This is a genomic window from Aquibaculum sediminis, assembly GCF_040712085.1.
In the GTDB taxonomy this organism is placed as follows: domain Bacteria; phylum Pseudomonadota; class Alphaproteobacteria; order Kiloniellales; family DSM-21159; genus Aquibaculum; species Aquibaculum sediminis.
On record NZ_JBFCVK010000009.1, the window covers coordinates 1 to 20263 of the forward strand.

Annotated in this window: 17 protein-coding genes; 11 read left to right on the top strand and 6 right to left on the bottom strand. The window is 65.9% G+C overall.

What is annotated here, in order from left to right; translation table 11 throughout:
- Window positions 1-222 precede the first annotated feature (222 nt).
- Entirely contained in the window at window positions 223-1818 is a 1596-nt protein-coding gene (locus tag ABZ720_RS14210) for an MBL fold metallo-hydrolase RNA specificity domain-containing protein (protein WP_366556193.1), read from the bottom strand.
- A 90-nt stretch (window positions 1819-1908) separates the two neighbouring features.
- Between ABZ720_RS14210 and ABZ720_RS14215 the strand changes: the two genes are divergently transcribed.
- The gene (locus ABZ720_RS14215; protein WP_275822674.1) at window positions 1909-2457 is read left to right on the top strand and encodes a CC0125/CC1285 family lipoprotein; all 549 of its coding nucleotides are present in this window, start codon (window positions 1909-1911) and stop codon (window positions 2455-2457) included.
- A 69-nt stretch (window positions 2458-2526) separates the two neighbouring features.
- Complete coding sequence (locus tag ABZ720_RS14220; RefSeq protein WP_366556194.1) at window positions 2527-3744, top strand: BaiN/RdsA family NAD(P)/FAD-dependent oxidoreductase; 1218 nt, start codon at window positions 2527-2529, stop codon at window positions 3742-3744.
- A gap of 13 nt (window positions 3745-3757) precedes the next feature.
- Here the strand turns inward: ABZ720_RS14220 and ABZ720_RS14225 are convergent, their stop codons facing one another.
- Together ABZ720_RS14225 and ABZ720_RS14230 are read right to left on the bottom strand one after the other, a co-directional pair.
- Window positions 3758-4336: a uracil-DNA glycosylase family protein gene (locus ABZ720_RS14225; RefSeq protein ID WP_366556195.1), complete on the bottom strand. Its 579-nt coding sequence runs from the start codon at window positions 4334-4336 to the stop codon at window positions 3758-3760.
- Entirely contained in the window at window positions 4333-5076 is a 744-nt protein-coding gene (locus ABZ720_RS14230) for an NAD-dependent deacylase (protein ID WP_366556196.1), read from the bottom strand. Before ABZ720_RS14230 ends, ABZ720_RS14225 begins: the two co-directional genes overlap by 4 nt.
- A 58-nt stretch (window positions 5077-5134) precedes the next feature.
- Between ABZ720_RS14230 and ABZ720_RS14235 the strand changes: the two genes are divergently transcribed.
- The gene (locus tag ABZ720_RS14235) at window positions 5135-5575 is read left to right on the top strand and encodes a low molecular weight protein-tyrosine-phosphatase (protein WP_366556197.1); all 441 of its coding nucleotides are present in this window, start codon (window positions 5135-5137) and stop codon (window positions 5573-5575) included.
- A gap of 68 nt (window positions 5576-5643) precedes the next feature.
- Entirely contained in the window at window positions 5644-6543 is a 900-nt protein-coding gene (locus tag ABZ720_RS14240) for a DMT family transporter (protein WP_366556198.1), read from the top strand.
- Window positions 6544-6547: 4 nt separating this feature from the next.
- On the opposite strand, the gene ABZ720_RS14245 is transcribed toward ABZ720_RS14240, so the two are convergent.
- Entirely contained in the window at window positions 6548-8794 is a 2247-nt protein-coding gene (locus ABZ720_RS14245) for a primosomal protein N' (RefSeq protein ID WP_366556199.1), read from the bottom strand.
- A gap of 153 nt (window positions 8795-8947) precedes the next feature.
- On the opposite strand from ABZ720_RS14245, the gene fsa reads away from it, so the two are divergent.
- From fsa to ABZ720_RS14260, 3 genes are read left to right on the top strand one after another with little or no spacing between them, the layout of a single operon-like run.
- A complete protein-coding gene (gene fsa, locus ABZ720_RS14250) occupies window positions 8948-9604 on the top strand; it encodes a fructose-6-phosphate aldolase (protein WP_366556200.1) in 657 nt (218 codons plus the stop codon).
- A 5-nt stretch (window positions 9605-9609) separates the two neighbouring features.
- The gene (locus ABZ720_RS14255; protein WP_366556201.1) at window positions 9610-10371 is read left to right on the top strand and encodes a DUF484 family protein; all 762 of its coding nucleotides are present in this window, start codon (window positions 9610-9612) and stop codon (window positions 10369-10371) included.
- Window positions 10350-11303 (top strand): tyrosine recombinase XerC, encoded by a 954-nt coding sequence (locus tag ABZ720_RS14260; RefSeq protein WP_366556202.1) that lies wholly within the window; start codon window positions 10350-10352, stop codon window positions 11301-11303. The genes ABZ720_RS14255 and ABZ720_RS14260 overlap by 22 nt, the downstream gene beginning before the upstream one ends.
- 5 nt (window positions 11304-11308) lie before the next feature.
- Here the strand turns inward: ABZ720_RS14260 and carA are convergent, their stop codons facing one another.
- Window positions 11309-12517, bottom strand: a complete 1209-nt coding sequence (gene carA / locus ABZ720_RS14265) for a glutamine-hydrolyzing carbamoyl-phosphate synthase small subunit (RefSeq protein ID WP_366556203.1) — start codon at window positions 12515-12517, stop codon at window positions 11309-11311.
- A 264-nt stretch (window positions 12518-12781) separates the two neighbouring features.
- On the opposite strand from carA, the gene ABZ720_RS14270 reads away from it, so the two are divergent.
- The 3 genes from ABZ720_RS14270 (at window position 12782) to rpoD (ending at window position 17223) form a co-directional block, all read left to right on the top strand.
- Window positions 12782-13237 carry a GatB/YqeY domain-containing protein gene (locus ABZ720_RS14270; protein WP_366556204.1) on the top strand — a complete coding sequence of 152 codons (456 nt, stop codon included), beginning with the start codon at window positions 12782-12784 and terminating at the stop codon, window positions 13235-13237.
- A gap of 22 nt (window positions 13238-13259) precedes the next feature.
- The gene (gene dnaG, locus ABZ720_RS14275; RefSeq protein WP_366556205.1) at window positions 13260-14999 is read left to right on the top strand and encodes a DNA primase; all 1740 of its coding nucleotides are present in this window, start codon (window positions 13260-13262) and stop codon (window positions 14997-14999) included.
- A gap of 178 nt (window positions 15000-15177) precedes the next feature.
- A complete protein-coding gene (rpoD, locus tag ABZ720_RS14280; protein ID WP_366556206.1) occupies window positions 15178-17223 on the top strand; it encodes an RNA polymerase sigma factor RpoD in 2046 nt (681 codons plus the stop codon).
- 57 nt (window positions 17224-17280) lie between these two features.
- Here rpoD and ABZ720_RS14285 read toward each other — a convergent pair whose 3' ends face one another.
- A complete protein-coding gene (locus ABZ720_RS14285; protein WP_366556207.1) occupies window positions 17281-18792 on the bottom strand; it encodes a bifunctional metallophosphatase/5'-nucleotidase in 1512 nt (503 codons plus the stop codon).
- A 126-nt stretch (window positions 18793-18918) separates the two neighbouring features.
- On the opposite strand from ABZ720_RS14285, the gene hemN reads away from it, so the two are divergent.
- The gene (gene hemN / locus ABZ720_RS14290) at window positions 18919-20256 is read left to right on the top strand and encodes an oxygen-independent coproporphyrinogen III oxidase (protein ID WP_366556208.1); all 1338 of its coding nucleotides are present in this window, start codon (window positions 18919-18921) and stop codon (window positions 20254-20256) included.
- The last annotated feature ends 7 nt before the right edge of the window (window positions 20257-20263 follow it).

A 20263-nucleotide genomic window follows, 5' to 3' on the forward strand; every position in this document is an offset into this window, starting at 1 on the left:
TCCGTCCCCCGCCATCGCCGGTGCGGGTCAGGCACCGGCGATGGTTCATCTTCTACCGATGAACCGCCATCTTCATAAGACAAGCCGATCGTCTCTGATCGGATTCGCGAAGCGACCCGAACAGTGACGTGAATCGGCTCTATCTCTTTGATGTAGACCGGATTCACGCATTTAATCTGAACCTGGGATGGTTCAGATTAAATGCGATCCGGTCTAGTCCGGCTATTCCTCCAGGGCCCGGCGCAGGCGGCGCAGCAGCACGCCTCGGCGCTTGGCATCGGCGGCCTGATCGAGGGCGTGTTTGATGTCGAGCGTCAGCTGCGCGTAATCGTTGTGCCAGTCTTCCCGGCTGAGTCTGGCCAGGCTTTCCCGGGGCAAGCGCGGATGTGTCGGCGCCTGCAAGGGGCGCGCGCCATCCGAGAGGTCATAGTCGTCATCGAGCTGGGGCAGGAGAATCCTCTCCTCGTCGATGCCCTGGGCAAGCAGTCGCTCTCTCAGGCCATCGCGACCCTCTTCCTCACCGTGAACGAGGAAGACCCCGCCGCGCAAGGGCAGGCGCTGCGTGATCCATTGCGTCAGTTCCTCGGCATCGGCATGGCCACTGTAGCCCTCGAGATTTCTGATCTTGGCCCGTACCGCCACTTCTTCCCCATGAATGCGCACGGAATCGCGGCCCTGGAGCAGCAGGCTGCCCATCGTGCCGGTTGCCTGATAGCCGGTGATCAGCACCGTGCTGTCCGGGCGCCAGAGATGCGCTTTCAGGTGGTAGCGGATGCGGCCGGCGTCGCACATGCCGCTGCCGGCCATGATGATCGCACCACCGCGAAAGCGGTCGATTGCCTTGCTTTCCTCGACGCGCAGGGTGAAGCGGAAGTTGGGCAGTCGGAAGGGATCGATGCCCTTCGGCATGTTCTCCAACTCGCGGGCGTGATGCCGAAACACCTCGGTCGCGCGAATCGCAAGCGGCGAGTCGAGAAACAGCGGCACCTTGGGCAGGGCACCCGACACGAAGAGCGTGCAGAGATCCGCCAGTAGCTCCTGAGTGCGTTCGATCGCGAAGGCCGGGATCAGCAGGTTGCCGCCTCGGTCCAGCGCGGTCGTCACCTCCTTGCGCAGCCGCTCGCGCCGTTCCTCGGCCGTCAAGCGCGGGCGCGGACGGTCGCCGTAGGTCGACTCGCAGATCAGGTAGTCGAGATTGCTCGGCGCCTCCGGATCGCTGTGAAACAGCTTGTGCTCCGGCCCGATGTCGCCGGAGAAGAGCAGCCGCAACAGCCGTGGCTCGCCATCGTTGAGCAGCTGGAGCTCAATGGAAGCGGACCCCAGAATGTGACCGGCATTCCAGAAGCGCGCTTCCACACCGGCTGCCGGCTCGATCCACTTACCGTAGGTGACGGGTTTCAGCAGTTTCAGCGTTTCGGCCGCGTCTTCCGCCGTGTAGATCGGCGTCACTTCCTCCTGGTCGCGCTGCCGGTTGCGCCGGTTGAGCCGCTCCACCTCGCTTTCCTGCACCTGCGCCGAATCCGGGAGCGTATAGGTCAGGAGGTCGGCGGTGCCGGGCGTCGTGTAGATCGGTCCTCGGAATCCACGGGCCACCAGCTTGGGCAGGAGGCCGGAATGGTCCGCGTGCGCATGGGTGAGCAGCACGAAATCGAGCTTTGCCGGATCGAAGGGGAAGTCGCCGTAGTTCAGCGCCTTGATCGTCTTGGTGCCCTGGAACAGCCCGCAATCCACCAGGAAGTTGCCGCCGTCGTGCACCATGTGAAAGCAGGAGCCGGTCACGGCCCCGGCGGCTCCATGAAAGGCCAGAGTGATCGGCAAGCCCTGTCTCTCCCAACTGTGTTACGCCCGGAACCTTAGATTGGAGCCTGGGCTTCCTATATGATCCGGATCAAGACCGGGATGAATGCAATGCGTGCCTTGACCCTAATCTGCCTGGCCGGCCTGACGTTGCTCGTTGCCGCTTGTGCCGGCGCCGGCCCCACACCCTACCAGCCTGCCAGTCGTCCTGGTGCACAGGGCTACAGCGAGCAGCAGGTCGCGGAGGATCGTTTCCGCATCGTGGTGACCGGCAACGCACTTACCTCGCGCGAACGAGTGGAGGACTACCTGCTCTACCGCGCCTCGGAACTGACGCTGGGCGAGGGTTACGATCACTTCCTGCTGCTGGAGCGGCAAACCGATTCCAACACCCTGCGCTACTACGAGAGCTGGCCGAGCCCCATGTGGGGGCCGGGCTGGGCCTGGCAGCCCTATTGGGGTGGCTATTACGGCGGGCGCTCGCACATGGGTGTCGGCATGGGCATGTCCATGGGTGGCGGGCAGGAAACGCGCTACAGCACCTCTGCCCTCGTGCGCATGTATCATGGGTCCCCGCCGGCTGATCTCGGGCCCATCTACGAGGCCCGCACGGTCATGGCCGATCTGGAACCCGTGGTGCACCCGCCACCACAGCGATAGCTTGACCACATCGACCGCGCTGCTCGGCAAGGGCTTGCGCCATCGGCTGACAAGCCCGACAAGCCGCGCATGACGCAGGAGAGCAAATCCCAGGTTTCGATCATCGGCGCCGGTCCAGCCGGTCTGATGGCCGCGGAGTATCTGTCAGCGCGTGGCTTCGCCGTCACGGTCTTCGAGCGCATGCCCTCGGCGGCCCGGCGATTGCTGATGGCCGGGCGCGGCGGCCTCAACCTGACCCATAGCGAACCGCTCCCCGCTTTTCTGTCACGCTATGGCGAAGCGCAAACGCCACTCAAGCCGGCGATCGAGGCCTTTCCGCCAGAGGCTTCGAGGAACTGGGCCGAGGCGCTTGGCCAGGAGACCTTTGTCGGCTCCAGCGGCCGCGTCTTCCCTAAGGCCATGAAGGCATCGCCGCTGCTGCGCGCCTGGCTCGCGCGCCTGCGCGATGAGGGAGTGGAAATGCGCCTGCGCCAGGAGTGGCGGGGCTGGGACTCTGACGGTCGACTGCTCTTTCGACAGGAAGACGGGAGCGAGGCGACGTTTGCCACGGATGCCGTCCTCTTGGCCCTGGGCGGGGCCAGTTGGCCGCGCTTGGGAGCGCGAGGTGACTGGGTTGAGCTCCTGCGCACCCGCAACATCGAGGTCCGGCCTTTTCGCCCGGCCAACTGCGGCTTTACCGTGGATTGGAGCGATCACTTCCGCAATCGCTTTGCCGGCACTCCGGTCAAGAATGTGGCGCTCAGCTTCCAGGGACGGAGGCTGCGTGGCGAGTTCGTGGTGACCAGCTATGGCCTGGAGGGCGGAGCAATCTATGCCCTATCGGCTGTTCTGCGCGATGCCATCGCGGGTGAAGGGCAGGCGGTCCTCCGCCTGGACCTGCGTCCCAATCTGTCCGAGGCCGCGCTGCGCGACCGGCTGTTGCGGGTGGGGGAAGCAGCTTCGCTCGCCAACCGTCTGCGCAAGGGCGCCGGGCTCACGGGCGTGGCAGCCGGCTTGCTGCGCGAGGGCACCGATGTGCCGCGTGAGGCAGGTGCGCTGGCGGCCCGTATTAAAAGCCTCCCCCTCACGCTTGCTGCAGCGCAGGGCCTGGAGCGCGCGATCTCCAGTGCTGGCGGGATCGCCTGGAGCGAACTCGGGCCGGACTACATGCTCAAACGCCTGCCGGGCACCTTCGTGGCGGGTGAGATGCTGGATTGGGAAGCGTCCACCGGCGGCTATCTGCTCCAGGCCTGCTTCGCCACCGGCCTGGCAGCCGCCAAGGGGGTCGCGAGCTGGCTGGAACGCTGAGGCGCGGCTGCTATCAGAGCAGCGCCCCGACCCGGCGGCGCAGCACTGGGAGCAAATCGGTCTCAAACCAGGGGTTGCGCTTGAGCCAGGCCGTATTTCGCCAGCTTGGATGCGGCAGCGGCAGGAAGGCGGGCAGATAGTCGCGCCAGGCACGGACCGTTTCGGTCAGGCTGCCGCGCTTGTCCTTGCCGAGGTAGTAGGCCTGGGCGTAGCTGCCGACCAAAAGCGTCAGTTCCAGGCGGGGCAGGAGCGGGCGCAGGCGCGGGTGCCAGAGCGGCGCGCAGTTCTTCACCGGCGGTCGGTCCCCGCCCCGCGGATCGCGACCGGGATAGCACAGTCCCATGGGCACGATGGCAATGCGGTTCTCGTCATAGAAGGTGGCGCGCTCCACCCCCAGCCACGCACGCAGGCGGTCGCCGGACGGGTCGTTGAAGGGCACACCGGTCTCATGCACGCGCGTTCCCGGTGCCTGCCCGACGATCAAGACGCGTGCGCCGGGCGCGGCCCGGATCACTGGCCGCGGGCCCAGGGGCAGGGAGTCGGCACAGCGCCGGCAGGCCCGCGCCTCGCAAATCAGTGCGTCGAGGCTCACGGCAGTCCGTCTGCCAGGAGGCGTTCCACATAGCGCGGGACAAGCTCTGTGGCCCGACCCTGATGCGCTTCATGGAACAGTCTGGAACCTTCGCTGGGCTCCAGGTTGAGCTCGACCGTGTGGCCACGTCCCTGGTGGCGGACTTCCTCGACAAAGCCGGCCGCCGGATAGACCGCGCCCGAGGTGCCGATGGACAGGAAGAGGTCGCACTCCACCAGCGCAGCCAGAATGTCCGGCATGTGATAGGGCATCTCGCCGAACCAGACCACATCGACCCGCAGACTGCCGACGCTCTGGCACTGCGAACAGGCGCTGCTCAGGTCCATGTCTTGCGGCCAGTCCTGCACCCCATCACAGTCACGACAGCGCGCTTTCAGCAGTTCGCCGTGCATGTGCAAGAGATTCTGGCTGCCGGCGCGTTCATGGAGATTGTCGATGTTCTGGGTCACCAGCAGGACCTCGCCGGGCCATTCCTGCTCGAGACGCGCCAGGTCCGTGTGGGCAGCATTGGGGATGATCTCTCCGGACAGCAGGCCTGCCCGCCGCGCATTGTAGAAAGCATGCACGCGCGCCGGGTCGCGATCGAAGGCTTCGGGCGTCGCCACGTCCTCCAGACGCACTTGGCTCCAGATCCCATCGGCGTCCCGGAAGGTGGACAGGCCCGATTCCTGCGAGATGCCGGCGCCGGTCAGCACGACGATCCGACTGCCGGAAGACTTGTTGCGACGCGCATCATTCATGTTTCATCCCTCTCCATGCGGTTAAGCTAGGAAGCAGGAAGCTCGGGAGCCAGGGTGAATGCGCATTTTGTTCGTATGCACCGGCAACATCTGCCGCTCACCCACCGCGGAAGGTGTCTTGCGCCGTCAGGTGGAGCAGGCCGGCTTGACCGGCTTAGTGATCGACTCGGCCGGTACGCATGGTTACCACCAGGGCGAACCGCCCGATCCGCGCGCCGTGCAGGCGGCGGCACACCGCGGCTACGACCTCTCCGGACTGCGCGCCCGGAAGCTGCTCGAAAGTGACTACGAGGCCTTTGATCTGCTGCTGGCCATGGATCAAGGGCATTTGCGCATCCTGGAGCGTCACTGCCCGCCCCACCATCGAGCCAAGTTGCGGCGATTCCTCGAGCGCGACGTACCCGATCCCTACTATGGCGACGGCGACGGATTTGAGACGGTGCTGAACCTGATCGAAAGCGGCTGCATGCGCCTCTTGGCAGAGCAGCGTTCCCGCTAGCCAACCCTGCCTTGCCAGACGGGCGGTGGTGGGCCAAGGATGCCGCTTCGCCATTAGGATCGTCGGCCATGCCTTCCGGCAACAGGGACAATCTGCTCCTTGGCATCGCGGCCATGCTGCTCGGCATGCTGTTGATGACCATGATGGATGCCACTGCGAAGTGGTTGGGGGAAGGCTATCCGATCAGCCAGATCGTCTTCTTCCGCAATCTCTTCGCCTTGCCGCCCATCCTGGTGGTGACCTGGGCGTCCGGCGGTTTCAGCAGTCTCAGGACGCGGCAGTGGAAACTGCACCTGCTGCGCGGCTTTGCCATACTGCTTGCGATCTACACCTTCTTCTGGGGGCTTCGCTTCCTGCCTCTGGCCGACGCCATTGCGCTGGCCTTTCTGGCGCCGCTCTTCGTTTCCCTCCTGTCCATTCCTCTGCTTGGGGAGAAGGTCGGACCACGCCGTTGGGCTGCGGTGGGCGTGGGCTTTGTCGGCATGCTGGTCATGCTGCGGCCAGGCGCCGAGGTCTTTCGCTGGGAGGCCCTGTTGCCCACCGCCACGGCCTTCGGCTACGCCCTGGCGATGATCCTCACCCGGCGCCTTTCGCGGGAGGATTCCAACGCCTCGATCATCTTCTGGGGCACCCTGGTGGGCTGCATCTTCTCCGCCGCCTTCCTGCCCTTTGCCTGGCGCACGCCGCCGCTGCTCGATTTCGCGCTGTTGGTGATGATGGGGATGGTCGGCAGCGTTTCCATGTACTGCATGACCGTGGCCTATCGCTCGGCGCCCGCGGCGGTGATCGCGCCCTTCGAGTACACGGCGTTGCTCTGGGGCCTGCTCATCGGTTGGCTGGTCTGGAGCGAGCTGCCGGATGCCTGGGTCTGGACCGGTGCTGCGGTGATCGTCGGCTCCGGCATCTACATCCTGCACCGGGAACAGCAAATCGCCCGCGCAAAGCGGTTAAGGGCTTCCGAGGAGTGAACGCCTACAGGAAGGAATAGGGGTCGATATCGACCTGTATGCGAAGCCCGCCGCGCAGTGGCACGGGCCCGACCCACTCCTTGAGCAGGGTCTGAAGCGGCAGGTCGCGGCGTGCCTTGATCAGGAAGCGCCGGCGGTGACGGCCGCGCAGTACGGCAAGCGGGGCCGGGGCGGGTCCCAGCACCTGCAGGCCCTCTGCGCGCGGCGCGCTGCGGGCCAGTGTACTGGCCGCGGTATCGACGATGTTGGGATCAGGCGCAGAAAGGATCAGAGCGGCCAGCCGGGTGAAGGGCGGCAGGCTGCCTTGACGGCGCGCGGCTGCCTCGCGTTCCAGGAAGGCATCGCGGTCGCCGGCCACCAGCGCATGGATCACCGGATGTTCCGGCTCGTAGGTCTGGAGCAGCACCTGACCCGGACGCTCGGCCCGGCCGGCCCGGCCCGAGACCTGATGCAGCAACTGAAAACTGCGCTCGCCAGCGCGCAGGTCGCCGCCGGCAAGGCCGAGGTCGGCATCGACCACGCCGACCAGGGTCAGCCAGGGAAAGTGGTGTCCCTTGGCGACGATCTGGGTTCCGACCACGAGGTCTACTTCGCGCTCGCGAATGCGCCGCATCACCTCGTCGGTGGCTGCCGGACCGGTGAGCACGTCGCTGGAGAGCAACAGCCGCCGCGCTTCGGGAAAGAGCAACGCCACCTCTTCATCGAGCCGCTCCACCCCGGGACCGCAGGCCGCCAGGCTGTCCTCCGCTTCGCAGGCGGGGCAGTGGCTGGGCAGGCGGCTGGCGTGGCCGCAGTGGTGGCACTGCAGACGACCGGTCAGGCGATGCTCGACCAGCCAGGTGGTGCAGTTCGGGCACTGCAGGCGATGGCCGCAGGCGCGGCACAGCGTAAGGGGGGCATAGCCGCGCCGGTTCAGGAAAAGCAGCGCCTGCTCGCCGGCCTCAAGCGTTGCCTGGACGCGGTCGCGCAAGGTCTGGGACAGCCATCCCCTGGCACCATTGGGCAGGCGCGGCGGTGCGTCGCGGCGCAGATCCACCGTCCCGACCTTGGGCAACTCGGCGCTTCCATGGCGCAACGGCAGGTGTACCGCCTCATACTTGCCCACCTTGACGTTCATCACGCTTTCGAGAGACGGGGTGGCCGAGGCCAGAACGATGGGAATGTGTTCCAGAGAGGCGCGCAGGACGGCCATGTCGCGTGCCTGGTAGATCACGCCTTCCTCCTGCTTATAGGCGGGATCGTGCTCCTCATCGACCACGATCAGGCCGAGTTCGGTGAAGGGCAGGAAGAGCGCCGAGCGGGCACCGACCACGACCCGGGCGCTGCCGTCGGCCACCGCGCGCCAGGTGAGGCGCCGCTGGGCCGGAGTCAGTTCGCTGTGCCATTCAGCCGGGCGTGTGCCGAAGCGGGCCTCGAAGCGCGCCAGCCACTGGGAGGAGAGCGCGATCTCCGGCTGCAGCACGAGGACCTGCTGCCCGGCCCTGAGCGCCTCGGCAACCGCTTCGAAGTAAACCTCCGTCTTGCCGGACCCGGTGACGCCGTCGAGCAGGGTGGCGGTGAAGCCTTGGCCGATTCGGCCGCGCAACTGATCCGCTGCCACCTGCTGTACCGGACCCAGGGCATAGCCCTCCTGCTCTGGGTCAGGTGCCGCCAACGCCAGATGCACCGGCAGTTCCACCCACTCCAGCGCGCCCGCATCGGCCAGGCCCTTGACCACGCTCGCTCCCACGCCCGCCTCGCGTGCCAGATCGCTGGCCGTGCGCGCCAGGCCATCGGCCGCCACGGCGAGCACCCGATTGCGCGTCGGCGTTTCGCGCAGGGCTTCAGGCAGGGCACTGGCCCGGCGCAGCGCCCGCTGCGGCCGCTCAGGGCGCAGCGCGGCCGAGACGGGAATGGCCATGCGCAGCACATTGCCGATCGGCGCCAGGGTATAGCGCGCCACCCACTCGATAAGGCGTCGCAGGGCCTGGGGCAGGGGTGCGGCAGGGAGTCGGGCGTGGACCGGCTTCAAACGCGAAGTGGGCACATGCTCGCCGGCGTCCTCGGCGTCATCCCAGACGACACCGATCAGGAGTCGGTTGCCCAGCGGCACTTCGACGAGCTCACCCGGCTCCAGCGCCATGCCCCCCGGAACGGCATAGTCGTATATGGCCTCCAGCGGCAGGGGCAGCAGTACCCTCACACGCTCGATTTCGGCCTCACTGGTGCCGACCGTACTCTGGGCATGACTGCACATTGCTGCCTTTGACACTTTCCGGCTTTCCCGTGCCCAGGGGATAGGCCGGTTCGCCGCCGCAGCCAAGGGGCGGCGAATCTGTTATGCTCTGGACGCGAGGGAGGGGAGGCTCTAAACCGCGCGCAATTCCTTCACTGAGCCACGGCCGACCCGGGAGCATGATCAGCCATGAAGTTTTTTGTCGATACCGCCGACGTTGCCGAGATCAAGGATTTGGCGGCAACCGGCCTGGTGGACGGCATCACCACCAACCCCTCGCTCATCGCCAAGACCGGCCGTTCCTTCCTGGAAGTGGTCGAAGAGATTTGCGGTATTGTCGCGGGTCCGGTTTCGGCAGAGGTCACCGCGACCGATCATGCGACCATGCTGGCTGAGGGCCGGAAGCTGGCCGCGCTGGCGGACAATGTCTGCGTCAAGGTGCCGCTGACCCCCGATGGACTGAAGACCTGCAAGGCGCTGGCCGACGAGGGCGTTCAGGTGAATGTGACCCTGTGCTTCTCTGCCGCGCAGGCACTGCTGGCCGCCAAGGCGGGTGCGACCTTCATCTCCCCCTTCGTGGGCCGGCTCGACGACATCGGCACGGACGGCATGGATCTGATCGCCGATATCGTACAGATCTACGCCAACTATCCCGAGTACTCGACCGAGGTGCTGGTTGCCTCCGTGCGCGGGCCGAACCATGTGGTCCAGGCCGCGAAGATTGGCGCCGACGTGGCCACTTTGCCGCCGGCCGTGCTGCGCGCGCTCTTCAAGCACCCGCTGACCGATCGCGGCCTCGAGGCTTTCCTGGCCGATTGGGCCAAGACCGGACAGAGCATACTGTAGCTGGCATGAGCAAACAGCGCGACGCAGCCCCAGACGCCAAGATCGAAGACGCGGTCGCCGATGCCGCTCGGCCGACCGCGCTGAATGCCGATCTGGTGGCCGGCTACCTGCGTCGCCATCCGGAGTTCCTGGCGGAGCATCCGGAGTTGCTCGATGTGCTGGCCCCGCCGGCCCGTGGCGATCTCGTCGATGCGGGCCGCGGGGTGGTGGATCTGCAGCAGGCCATGGTGGTGCGCTGGCGGCAGGAGGCGGAGCGCCTGCGCAGCCTTTGCGACGAATTGATCGCCAACGGCCGCATCAACGCCGTCATCCAGGGCCGGATCCACGATGCGGTGCAGGTGCTGCTGGCAGCGCGCTCCTTCGAGCACCTCATGGAGACCATCGGCACCGACCTGCCGCTGCTGCTCGATGTGGATGCCGTTTATCTCTGCGTCGAACGTAGCGACGACGGGTCGCCGCCGGTGCGCCTGCACGGAGTGCGCAGCCTGCAGCCGGGGAGTGTGGCCCAGTTGCTGGGTCCAAATAGCCCCGCCGGCTTGCGCAGCCACATCGAGGGAGACCCCGCGATCTTCGGGTCGGCAGCAGGCCTGGTCGCTTCGGATGCGCTGTTGCGCATCGAGGTCAGCGCGGCAACGCCGCCGGCGATCCTGGCGCTGGGCGCGCGCGACCCGGAGCACTTTGCGGAAGGGCAGGGCACCGAGCTGCTGCAGTTCCTGGCGCGCTGCCTCGAACACCTGATCCGGGCATGGCTGGAACTGCCAGAGTAGTCGGCTTCCAGGCCGACGAGAACCTGCAGGCCGTCATCGCCGCCTGGTTGGCTTGGCTCGACAGCGAAAGACGCCTGTCGCCCCATACCCTGGACGCCTACATCCGCGACCTTTCCGGTTTCCTGGCCTTTGTCGCCGAACACCAGGGTGATTTGCCCACGGGAAAGCTGCTGCGCGATCTGAAGCTGGGTGATTTCCGGGCCTGGCTGGCCAAACGCGCTGCCAAGGGTCTGAGCGCCAGTTCGACGGCGCGTGCGCTCTCTGCAATCCGCACTTTCTTCGCCTGGGCCGCGCGGCATCACCACTTCGAGAATGCCGCAATCGCCCTGGTTCGCACGCCCAAGAAGCCTGCAGCCCTTCCCCGCGCCCTCAGTCCTGAGGACGCCCGGATGGCCGTGGAAAGCGTGGGTGAACTCGACCACCGCCCGTGGATTGCCAAGCGGGACGGCGCGGTGCTGCTGCTGCTCTACGGCTGCGGCTTGCGCATTGGCGAGGCCCTGTCGCTGTCAGTGGCCGACGCGCCCGCGGCCGGGCAGGAGGTTCTTGTGGTCACCGGCAAGGGGCGCAGGCAGCGCCAGGTGCCGCTGCTGCCCCTGGTTATCGAGGCGATTGACGACTACCGAGCGGCCTGTCCCTTCGAACTGCGCGGGCAGGAAGCCCTGTTCCGTGCCGTACGGGGCGGTCCCTTGCGGGCGCGCGCCATTCAGTCACGGGTCCAGCATTTGCGCGGCCTGCTGGGACTGCCTGAGGGCGCCACGCCGCACGCCCTGCGTCATTCCTTCGCCACGCACCTCTTGTCGGGTGGGGGAGACCTGCGCGCAGTGCAGGATCTGCTTGGTCACGCTTCGCTATCCACCACCCAGCGCTATACCGCAGTGGACATGTCGCGCTTGTCGGCTGTTTACGTCCAGGCGCACCCGCGTGCCAAGTAGGGGGCTCAGCCTGCCTTGGCGCGGGCGATGTTGTCGACGAAGCGTTCGAAGAGGTAGTGGCTGTCCTGAGGGCCGGGGGAGGCCTCCGGGTGGTACTGGACCGAAAACACCGGCCGGTTCTTGAGTCGGATGCCCTCGTTGGAGCCATCGAACAGGCTGACATGGGTGACTTCCACGTCGGCCGGCAGCGAGTCGCTCTTGACCACGAAACCGTGGTTCTGGCTCGTGATCTCCACCTTGCCGGTTTCCAGGTCCTTCACGGGATGGTTGGCGCCGCGATGGCCCAGGTGCATCTTTTCCGTCTCGGCGCCCAAGGCGCGGGCGAGGAGTTGATGCCCGAGGCAGATGCCGAAGATCGGCAGCGCCTTGTTCTCAAGGAGCTTCTGAATGGTAGGAATGGCGTAGCGCCCCGTGGCGGCCGGGTCGCCCGGTCCGTTGGCGAGAAAAACGCCATCGGGCTCATGCTGAAGGATCTCTTCGGCACTGGTTTCGGCGGGAACCACGGTCACCGCGCAACCCAGATTGGCCAGGCAGCGCAGGATGTTGCGCTTGGCGCCGAAGTCGACGGCAACGACGCGATACTTCGGGTTCTCCAGCCGGCCGTAGCCCTGTCCCAGCTGCCAGGCAGTTTCGTCCCAGCGGTAGCTCTGACCGCAGCTCACCTCCTTGGCCAGATCCATGCCTTCCAGACCCGGCCAGGCTGCCGCTTCCGCGCGCAGCGCCGGGATATCGAAGCGCCCGTCGGGTGCATGAACCAGTGTTGCATGAGGGGCGCCGAGTGTGCGGATGCGCCGGGTCAGGGCCCGGGTGTCCACGCCCGAAATTCCTGGCAGGCCATGTCCGGCCAGCCAGGCATCGAGATGCTGCGCCGCGCGCCAGTTGGCCGGGTCGGTTACAGCGGCGCGCAGGACGACACCGCGTGCCGCCGGGGTAATGGTCTCTATGTCTTCGGGGTTGGTGCCGACGATTCCGATATGCGGAAAGGTAAAGGTGATGATCTGGCCGGCATAGGAGGGGTCGGTTACGATCTCCTGGTAGCCGGTCATGGAGGTGTTGAAGCAGACCTCGCCGACACTGCGTCGCGCTGCACCCAATCCCTGACCCCAGAAAAGACTGCCGTCGGCCAGCACCAGGGCAGCCGTGGCACCTTCAGGCGCGGAAAGGGGAGCCCCGGGCTCGGTGCTCGGGGACGCGGACTTGGCGAGCTCGTTCATGTCACACCTTCTCGAGGGGAAAGCGCAGGCAGCCGGCCGGAGGTTGCGCTGGCGGGCCCGCTTCCTATATAGGGCGGTCCCGTTACGGGTGGTCGGCCAGCCTTGAGCGTGATGTATGGTATGCAGGCAGGGTGGTCAAGCGAATGCCCGGACCCGGCAATAACGGATCGTGGCGGTTCCCGAAGAGATCGGCCGCAAGTTCATGGGAGCCTGGCAGTGGGCTTCAGCGCTGACCTATGCTTTGACAATAAGGAGAAGGCGCCGATGTTGCGCAGTGAGCTGAACGACGCTCTGAAGGGGGCGATGAAAGCGAAGGACCAGCAGGCGCTGGCCACAGTGCGCCTCATCCTGGCTGCCCTGAAGGACCGGGATATCCAGGCGCGCAGCAGCGGGAACGCGGACGGGATCGACGACCAGGAGATCCTCGAAATACTGCAAAAGATGGTTAAGCAGCGCCGGGAAGCCATTGTTCTATACGAGAAAGCCGGTCGTGAGGATCTCGTTGCCAGGGAAGAGGCGGAGATTGCCGTCGTCGAGCGTTTCCTGCCCCAGGGATTGAGCGGCGCGGAAACCGAGGCGGCTGTCGAGCAGGCCATCGCGGAGGTGGAAGCGCAGTCGATCAAGGATATGGGCCGCGTCATGGCCTTGCTGAAGGAACGCTATGCCGGGCGCATGGAATTCGCCAAGGCAAGCCAGATGGTCAAGCAGCGCCTGGCATGAGGTGAGGAGCGACAAAAGGCCGATGTCCACCGGCGACGGGTTCCCCGAGCAACTGCGCGATGCCATTGCCGTCTCCGAATTGGTGGGACGGCAGGTGCGCTTGCAGCGTCGGGGCCGAGAGTTCACCGGCCTTTGTCCCTTCCACAACGAAAAGTCGCCCTCCTTCACGGTGAATGACGACAAGCAGTTCTTCCACTGCTTCGGCTGCGGTGCGCATGGCGATGTCATCGGCTGGGTCATGCGCTGGGAGAACCTCAGCTATCCCGAAGCGCTCGAGCGCCTGGCTGAGCAGGCCGGCATTCCCATGCCCGAGCGCACGCCCCAGGCCCGCCAGGCCGCTGCGCGCCGCGCCACGCTTTATGAGGTGCTGGAAAAGGCCTGTCTCTGGTTCGAGCAGCAGCTGGCGGTTTCCAGCGGCAGCGAGGCGCGCCGCTATCTCGAAGGGCGCGCACTGTCGCCGGAGACCATCGGGCGCTTTCGCCTGGGATACGCTCCTGGTCAGCGCGGGGTTCTCCGGGCTGCGCTGAAAGCCCAAGGCATCAAGGATTCCCAGCTCGTGGAAGCCGGTCTGCTGAAGCAACCGGAAGAAGGTGGTGAGCTGCGTGACTACTTCTTCGGCCGGGTGATTTTTCCCATCACGGACCGCCAGGGCCGGGTGATTGCTTTCGGCGGCCGAGCGCTTTCAAGCGATGCCAGAGCGAAGTACCTCAACTCACCTGATACACCGCTCTTCGACAAGGGGCGGGTGCTCTACAACCTGCATCACGCCCGCCGTGCCGCCGCCGACGGAGCGCCTCTGCTCGTGGTCGAGGGCTACATGGACGTGATTGCCCTGGCCCAGGCCGGTTTTCCGGGCTGCGTCGCGCCGCTCGGCACGGCCGTGACGGAGGATCAGCTTCAGGAGCTCTGGCGCATGGCGCCAGAACCCGTGATCTGCCTTGACGGTGATGCAGCCGGTCAGCGGGCGGCGCAGCGGGTGACAGAGCGCGCCCTGCCATTGCTGCGGCCCGGTTGCAGCCTGCAGTTCATCACCCTGCCGCAGGGCGAGGATCCCGACTCCCTGGTGACCAATGCCGGACCGGCTGCCTTGCAGGCGCTTTTGCAGGCTGCGCGCCCGCTGGAAACCATCCTATGGGAGGGGCTGCTGGCCGGACGCTCCCTGGACACGCCGGAGCGCCAGGCGGCCTTGCGCCAGGCGGTGATGGAGCAGGTGCAACAGATCGGGGACCGCAGCGTGCAGGCCGCCTATCGCACGGCGCTGCTCGATCGCTACTTCGGCCTGATGCGTGCCCGCCGCGGGGCAGGTAGTGGACGGAGCGGTCAGCGCGGGCGCCCCGGCAGAGGTCAGCGCCCGGCACAGCGCAGCACGGTCGGAACCAAGCCGCTCGTGGCGGGCCTGAAGCGGCGGCCGGTGCAGATTCTCCTGGCCCTGGCCGTCCGCCATCCCCATCTGGCGATAAGCAATCTTGAGGAACTGGCCCGCCCGGCGCTCGATGACCGGGAACTGGAGGCACTGCGGCGGGCTTTGGTAGACGCGCTGGCAGAAGCGCCGGACCTTGACAGTGATACACTTGAATGCCACCTACGCGGCCAGGGCTTTTCTGAGTTGCTGGATCGCCTGTTTGGCACTGCATTGACGATTCACGAACCCACACTCCGCCTGGACGCTGTTCCACTCGAAGCGGAAGCGCGGTTTGCCTACTGGCTTGAGCGGGTCGTGACAGGCGCGGATGAAACAGAGGGTCGAGGAGCGACGCTGTAACAGGCTAGGACGTCTTCGAATACTGCGCGATCGACACAGGTATCGGCAGTTGGATGTCGCCCAGGCAGCACCTGCCAAAGCAGGCGCGCTTCGACAACAGCGACGCAAATCTTGAGGGGCAATCGGGCTGGTCATGCGGCGGGCATGGCACGGTGCCCGATCTATGTGCGAGGACGGAATGGCGAGCAAGGCGAGCGAGAGCACCGAAGAGACCGAGGGCCGCGAGGACGCGCCGGAAGGCGCGCTGGGCGACAAGACCCAGGCGGCCGTCAAGCGAATGATGGCCCGCGCCAAGGAGCGCGGCTATGTCACTTATGATGAGCTGAATCAGGTTCTGCCCACGGACCAGGTCTCTTCCGAGCAGATCGAAGACGTCATGGCCACACTCTCGGAGATGGGCATCAGCGTCATCGAGAGCGAGGAAGCCGAGGAAGCTGCCGCTCCAGCCGAAGCCGAGGCGGAAGAGGACGAAGAAGGCGTTGCTGCAAGTGGCAACCTGAACGACGACGACGTCGGCCGCACCGATGATCCCGTGCGCATGTATCTGCGGGAAATGGGATCGGTCGAGCTGCTGAGCCGTGAAGGCGAAATCGCCATCGCCAAGCGGATCGAGGCCGGCCGCGAAAAGATGATCGGCGGCCTCTGCGAGAGCCCGATGACCATCCGGGCGCTGCTCATGTGGCACGACGCGCTGCAGAACAGCGAGATGCTGCTGCGCGAGATCATCGATCTCGACGCCACCTATGGCGCCGGCCCGGACGGCGCTGCTGCGGCGACACCGGCGACACCGGCGGCAGATACCAGCGCTGCGCCCGAGGGCGAGGCTGCGGCTCCCACGAATGGCGCCGCCGATCCTGCTGCCGATCCTGCCGCTGCGAAGGCGCCGGTCGACGGCAAAGCCGAAACCGCTGAGGGTGAGAGCGAAGGCGGCGATGACGAGGAGGAAGAGGAGGAAAGCAGCCTCTCCCTCTCGGCCATGGAGCAGCAGCTCCTGCCGCAGGTGCTCGAAACCTTCGAGCGGATCGACCAGACTTTCAAGAAGCTGGCCAAGGCACAGGAAAAGCGCCTGACTGCGCTCCAGAAGGGTGAGGAACTGCCCCCTCGCCTGGAGAAGCAGTACAATTCCCTGCGCAAGGCTCTGGTGCGCGAGATGGAGGACGTCCATCTCAACAACGCGCGCATCGAGGAGCTGGTGGAGCAGCTCTACGCCCACAACAAACAGCTCATGGGCTATGAAGGCCGCCTGCTGCGGCTGGCCGAGCGGCACCGGGTGCAGCGTCAGAGCTTCCTGCAGAACTATTACGGCCAGGAACTTGACCCCAATTGGATGACCAATGTCGCCGACCTGAGCAAGGCCTGGGGCAACTTCGTCAAGAAGGATGGGGAAGAGATCGCCCGCCTGCGTGCCGAGATTGCGCGCATCGCGGAATTGACCGGCCTGCCGATCACTGAGTTCCGGCGCATCGTCACCACGGTCAAGTCGGGTGAGCGCGAAGCGACCAAGGCCAAGACCGAAATGGTCGAGGCGAACCTGCGCCTCGTGATCTCCATCGCCAAGAAGTACACGAACCGCGGTCTGCAGTTCCTGGATCTGATCCAGGAAGGCAACATCGGCTTGATGAAGGCCGTCGACAAGTTCGAGTACCGGCGCGGCTACAAGTTCTCGACCTATGCCACCTGGTGGATCCGGCAGGCCATAACCCGCTCCATCGCCGATCAGGCGCGCACCATCCGCATCCCGGTGCACATGATCGAGACGATCAACAAGCTGGTGCGCACGAGCCGCCAGATGATGCACGAGATCGGCCGCGAGCCCACGCCGGAAGAACTGGCCGAGCGTCTGGTCATGCCGCTCGACAAGGTGCGCAAGGTGCTCAAGATCGCCAAGGAGCCGATCTCGCTCGAGACCCCGATCGGCGACGAGGAGGACAGTCACCTCGGCGATTTCATCGAGGACAAGAACGCGGTCATTCCGATCGATTCCGCGATCCAGTCCAACCTGCGCGAAACCACCACGCGGGTTCTGGCCAGCCTCACCGCGCGCGAGGAGCGCGTGCTGCGCATGCGCTTCGGCATCGGCATGAACACCGACCACACCCTCGAAGAGGTCGGCCAGCAGTTCTCGGTGACGCGCGAGCGCATCCGTCAGATCGAGGCCAAGGCGCTGCGCAAGCTCAAGCACCCGAGCCGCAGCCGGAAGCTTCGCTCCTTCCTCGATACCTGACCCGGATACCTGAGTTAGTTTCGATCGGGCCGCTCAATAAAGGGCGGCCCGATTCGTTTATTGAACCGTTATGCGGCCTTCTACCTGGGGTGCGATGCGCCCGGCTTGCTCCAGGTGGCGCATGAGCACCGCGGTGTCGGAGAGGCCTTCTGCCGAGTGTGAAAGCCGCGGCAAGTCCGTCAGCATCTCGTAGCCATCACCCCCGTCTGCATTGAAGCCATTCACCGCAAGGTGATAGAGGGCATCCGGATCGAGCGGTTGATCCTGGACGTGCAGTTCCAGAAGACGCTCGCCTGGCGGTCGCTGCGGATCGTAGACAATCGACAGGCCGGAGACTTGCGGGAAGCGGCCGGATCGCTGCTCCACGGCGGCGAGGCCGTGCTCAATGGTTTGCCAAAGGGTTTCGCCGTCCGCTTCAAGCAGCACGACACGATTCTGGAAGGGCAATTCCGCGATCACGTCGCCTTTGGTCAGCACGCTGCCCTTGGCGTAGTGACGATGCCCGCGGATGCCACCGGCGTTCTGAATGGCCGCATCTGCGCCCGTGGCGCCCCTGAAGGCGTCCGCGATCAGGTTGCCGAAAGCATTCTCCTCGCTGCGCAAACTGCTGCCGCGGGTGTCCAGGGCCACCTCCGTGGTCGCGAGTGGGTGGCTCAACGCCTCTTCGACGTCGGCCAGATAGCCCTGGACTGCGGCCTGCATGTCCGGGTCGGGCCTGACCTCCAGGGTGTCGAGAAAGCGAAACTGCGCTGACCAGTCGGTGACGCCGTCCTCACCTTGCTGAAGCAGGAGCTCGATGACGGCGACGTGGTTCGCCTGTGCGCCGGCCTCGACAAACGCGGTGCCGTTGGTGGGCCAGAGCAGGTGCTGCAGGTGATCATGGCCCCCCAACACCAGATCCACTGCGCCTTGCCGCACCAAGGCCGTGTCGACTTCGTAGCCGCTGTGCACCAGCGCTACGACCAGATCCGCGCCTTCTGCGCGCAGTGCGGCGGCTCGTTCCGCGGCGGCATCGACCTCCGGGGTGAACGCCATGTCACCGGGGCTGGAACTGGTGAGGGTCTGCGGTGTGAGCAGGCCCAGCACACCGATCCGCCAGCCGGCGATCTCGAGCATGACCTCTTCCTCGACGCCTGGGAGCCTCGTGCCGTCGCTTCGGCGCAGATTGCTGCCGAGCACTGGAAAGTCCGCTTCCGCCACCCGTTCCAGTGTCACCGCTTGGCCGAAATCGAACTCGTGATTGCCCAGAACGAAGAGATCGAGGTCCAGTCGGTTCAGCAGGTCGATCATGTGAGCGCCCTGATCGAAGTTGCTCAGAACCGAGGGGGAAATCGCGTCGCCTCCATGGGTTAGCAGCACATGCGCATGTTCCGAGCGAATGGTGCCGACCAGACTGGCGAGCTTGGCCAGGCCGCCGCGGCCGCCTCGGGCTTCGATGCGGTCAAGGTCGCTGACGTGCACAATCACCAGGCGCAAGGGCTCGCGCTCGCCCATGTCGCCGGCACGCAGCTGTGTCTGTGGCGAGAGCCCGATCAGCAGCACGGAAACTAGGAGAAGCAGGCGCAGCATGGTCAGTTTATCCCCCTTGTGAACAGGCCCCGATCAAGGACATGGTGGCCTCGGCCAACGCTGTGATCTCGCAGGTCTTTGTCGCAGATCAAAGTCCCGCGCGCCGGCCCGCGCTTTAATACCCCCATGCAAAGCGCACGCCTACTCAAGCACAGCCGGCCGGTGCCCCGCTACACCAGCTACCCCACCGCGCCGCACTTTCATCCCGGCGTCACCGCCGATCATTACCGCACCTGGCTGCAGGCTCTGCCGGCGGACGCTCCGCTATCGCTCTACCTGCACATCCCCTTTTGCGACACGCTCTGTTGGTTCTGTGGCTGTCACACCCGGGTGATCCAGACCTTGCGACCGGTCACGGCCTATGTGGACCTGCTGCTGCGCGAGTTCGATCTGCTGACGGAAGCCTTGGGCGGGGACAAGCGGCCGCTGGCACATCTCCACTTCGGCGGCGGGTCGCCAAGCCTGCTGCCACCTGCGGAGATTGATCGCATCGCGGCCGCAATACAGGGTTCCTTTCAGCCGACCTCGGATGCCGAGATCGCCGTGGAGATCGACCCGCGCGGCCTGGACGATGCGGTGATCGCAGCCTTTTTGCGGCTTGGCGTGACCCGGGCCAGCGTCGGCGTGCAGGATCTCAATCCGCAGGTCCAACGCGCCATCAACCGCATCCAGCCTTTTGCGGTGGTGCAGAGCGCCGTCGATCGGCTGCGTGCGGCGGGTGTGGGTGGCATCAACCTGGATCTGATGTACGGCCTGCCGCATCAGAGCGTGGCGAGCGTCCTGCAGACGGCCGAGACCATCCTAACCCTGCAGCCCGACCGGCTTGCACTCTTCGGCTATGCCCACGTGCCGCACCTGAAGCGCCACCAGCGCCTCTTGCCGGAAGATGCGCGGCCGGACGAGGCGGCCCGCCTGGCGCAGTCAGAGGCCGTGGCGGCACGCCTGGGTGAGGCGGGCTATTGCCGCATCGGGCTGGATCACTTTGCCCGACCGGACGATCCGCTGGCCCTGTCCCACTCCCGCGGCAAGCTCCATCGCAACTTCCAGGGCTATACCGTTGACGAGGCGCCCATATTGCTCGGGCTCGGTGCTTCAGCGATCGGAACATTGCCGCAGGGCTACATCCAGAACACCACCGACATGCCGACTTACCGCCAGTCGATCGAGCAGGGCCACCTGCCGGTGGCGCGCGGCCTGGAAGTGGACGAGGCCGACCGGCGCGAGCGTGCCGTCATCGAAAGCCTGATGTGCCACTTCGAGGTGGATCTGAGTGAGCACGGCGGTGCGCAGGCTTTCGCGCCGTCTCTGGCCCGTCTCGCGCCCCTGATCGCGGAAGGACTGGTCGAGTTGCAGGGCGCGCGGGTGCGGGTGTTGCCGGCGGGCCGGCCGCTGGTGCGTGTGGCGGCTGCGGCCTTCGACCGCTATCTCCAGCCCGAGACCAAGGGGCACGCCCGCGCGCTATAGCAGCCGT

Excerpts from the sequence above, each read along its gene's own strand:
- ABZ720_RS14215 (WP_275822674.1), top strand. The coding sequence starts at position 1,909 with ATGCGTGCCTTGACCCTAATCTGCCTGGCCGGCCTGACGTTGCTCGTT.
- ABZ720_RS14220 (WP_366556194.1), top strand. The coding sequence starts at position 2,527 with ATGACGCAGGAGAGCAAATCCCAGGTTTCGATCATCGGCGCCGGTCCA.
- ABZ720_RS14230 (WP_366556196.1), bottom strand. The coding sequence starts at position 5,076 with ATGAATGATGCGCGTCGCAACAAGTCTTCCGGCAGTCGGATCGTCGTG.
- ABZ720_RS14235 (WP_366556197.1), top strand. The coding sequence starts at position 5,135 with ATGCGCATTTTGTTCGTATGCACCGGCAACATCTGCCGCTCACCCACC.
- ABZ720_RS14240 (WP_366556198.1), top strand. The coding sequence starts at position 5,644 with ATGCCTTCCGGCAACAGGGACAATCTGCTCCTTGGCATCGCGGCCATG.
- fsa (WP_366556200.1), top strand. The coding sequence starts at position 8,948 with ATGAAGTTTTTTGTCGATACCGCCGACGTTGCCGAGATCAAGGATTTG.
- ABZ720_RS14255 (WP_366556201.1), top strand. The coding sequence starts at position 9,610 with ATGAGCAAACAGCGCGACGCAGCCCCAGACGCCAAGATCGAAGACGCG.
- ABZ720_RS14260 (WP_366556202.1), top strand. The coding sequence starts at position 10,350 with ATGGCTGGAACTGCCAGAGTAGTCGGCTTCCAGGCCGACGAGAACCTG.
- carA (WP_366556203.1), bottom strand. The coding sequence starts at position 12,517 with ATGAACGAGCTCGCCAAGTCCGCGTCCCCGAGCACCGAGCCCGGGGCT.
- ABZ720_RS14270 (WP_366556204.1), top strand. The coding sequence starts at position 12,782 with ATGTTGCGCAGTGAGCTGAACGACGCTCTGAAGGGGGCGATGAAAGCG.
- dnaG (WP_366556205.1), top strand. The coding sequence starts at position 13,260 with ATGTCCACCGGCGACGGGTTCCCCGAGCAACTGCGCGATGCCATTGCC.
- rpoD (WP_366556206.1), top strand. The coding sequence starts at position 15,178 with ATGGCGAGCAAGGCGAGCGAGAGCACCGAAGAGACCGAGGGCCGCGAG.
- ABZ720_RS14285 (WP_366556207.1), bottom strand. The coding sequence starts at position 18,792 with ATGCTGCGCCTGCTTCTCCTAGTTTCCGTGCTGCTGATCGGGCTCTCG.
- hemN (WP_366556208.1), top strand. The coding sequence starts at position 18,919 with ATGCAAAGCGCACGCCTACTCAAGCACAGCCGGCCGGTGCCCCGCTAC.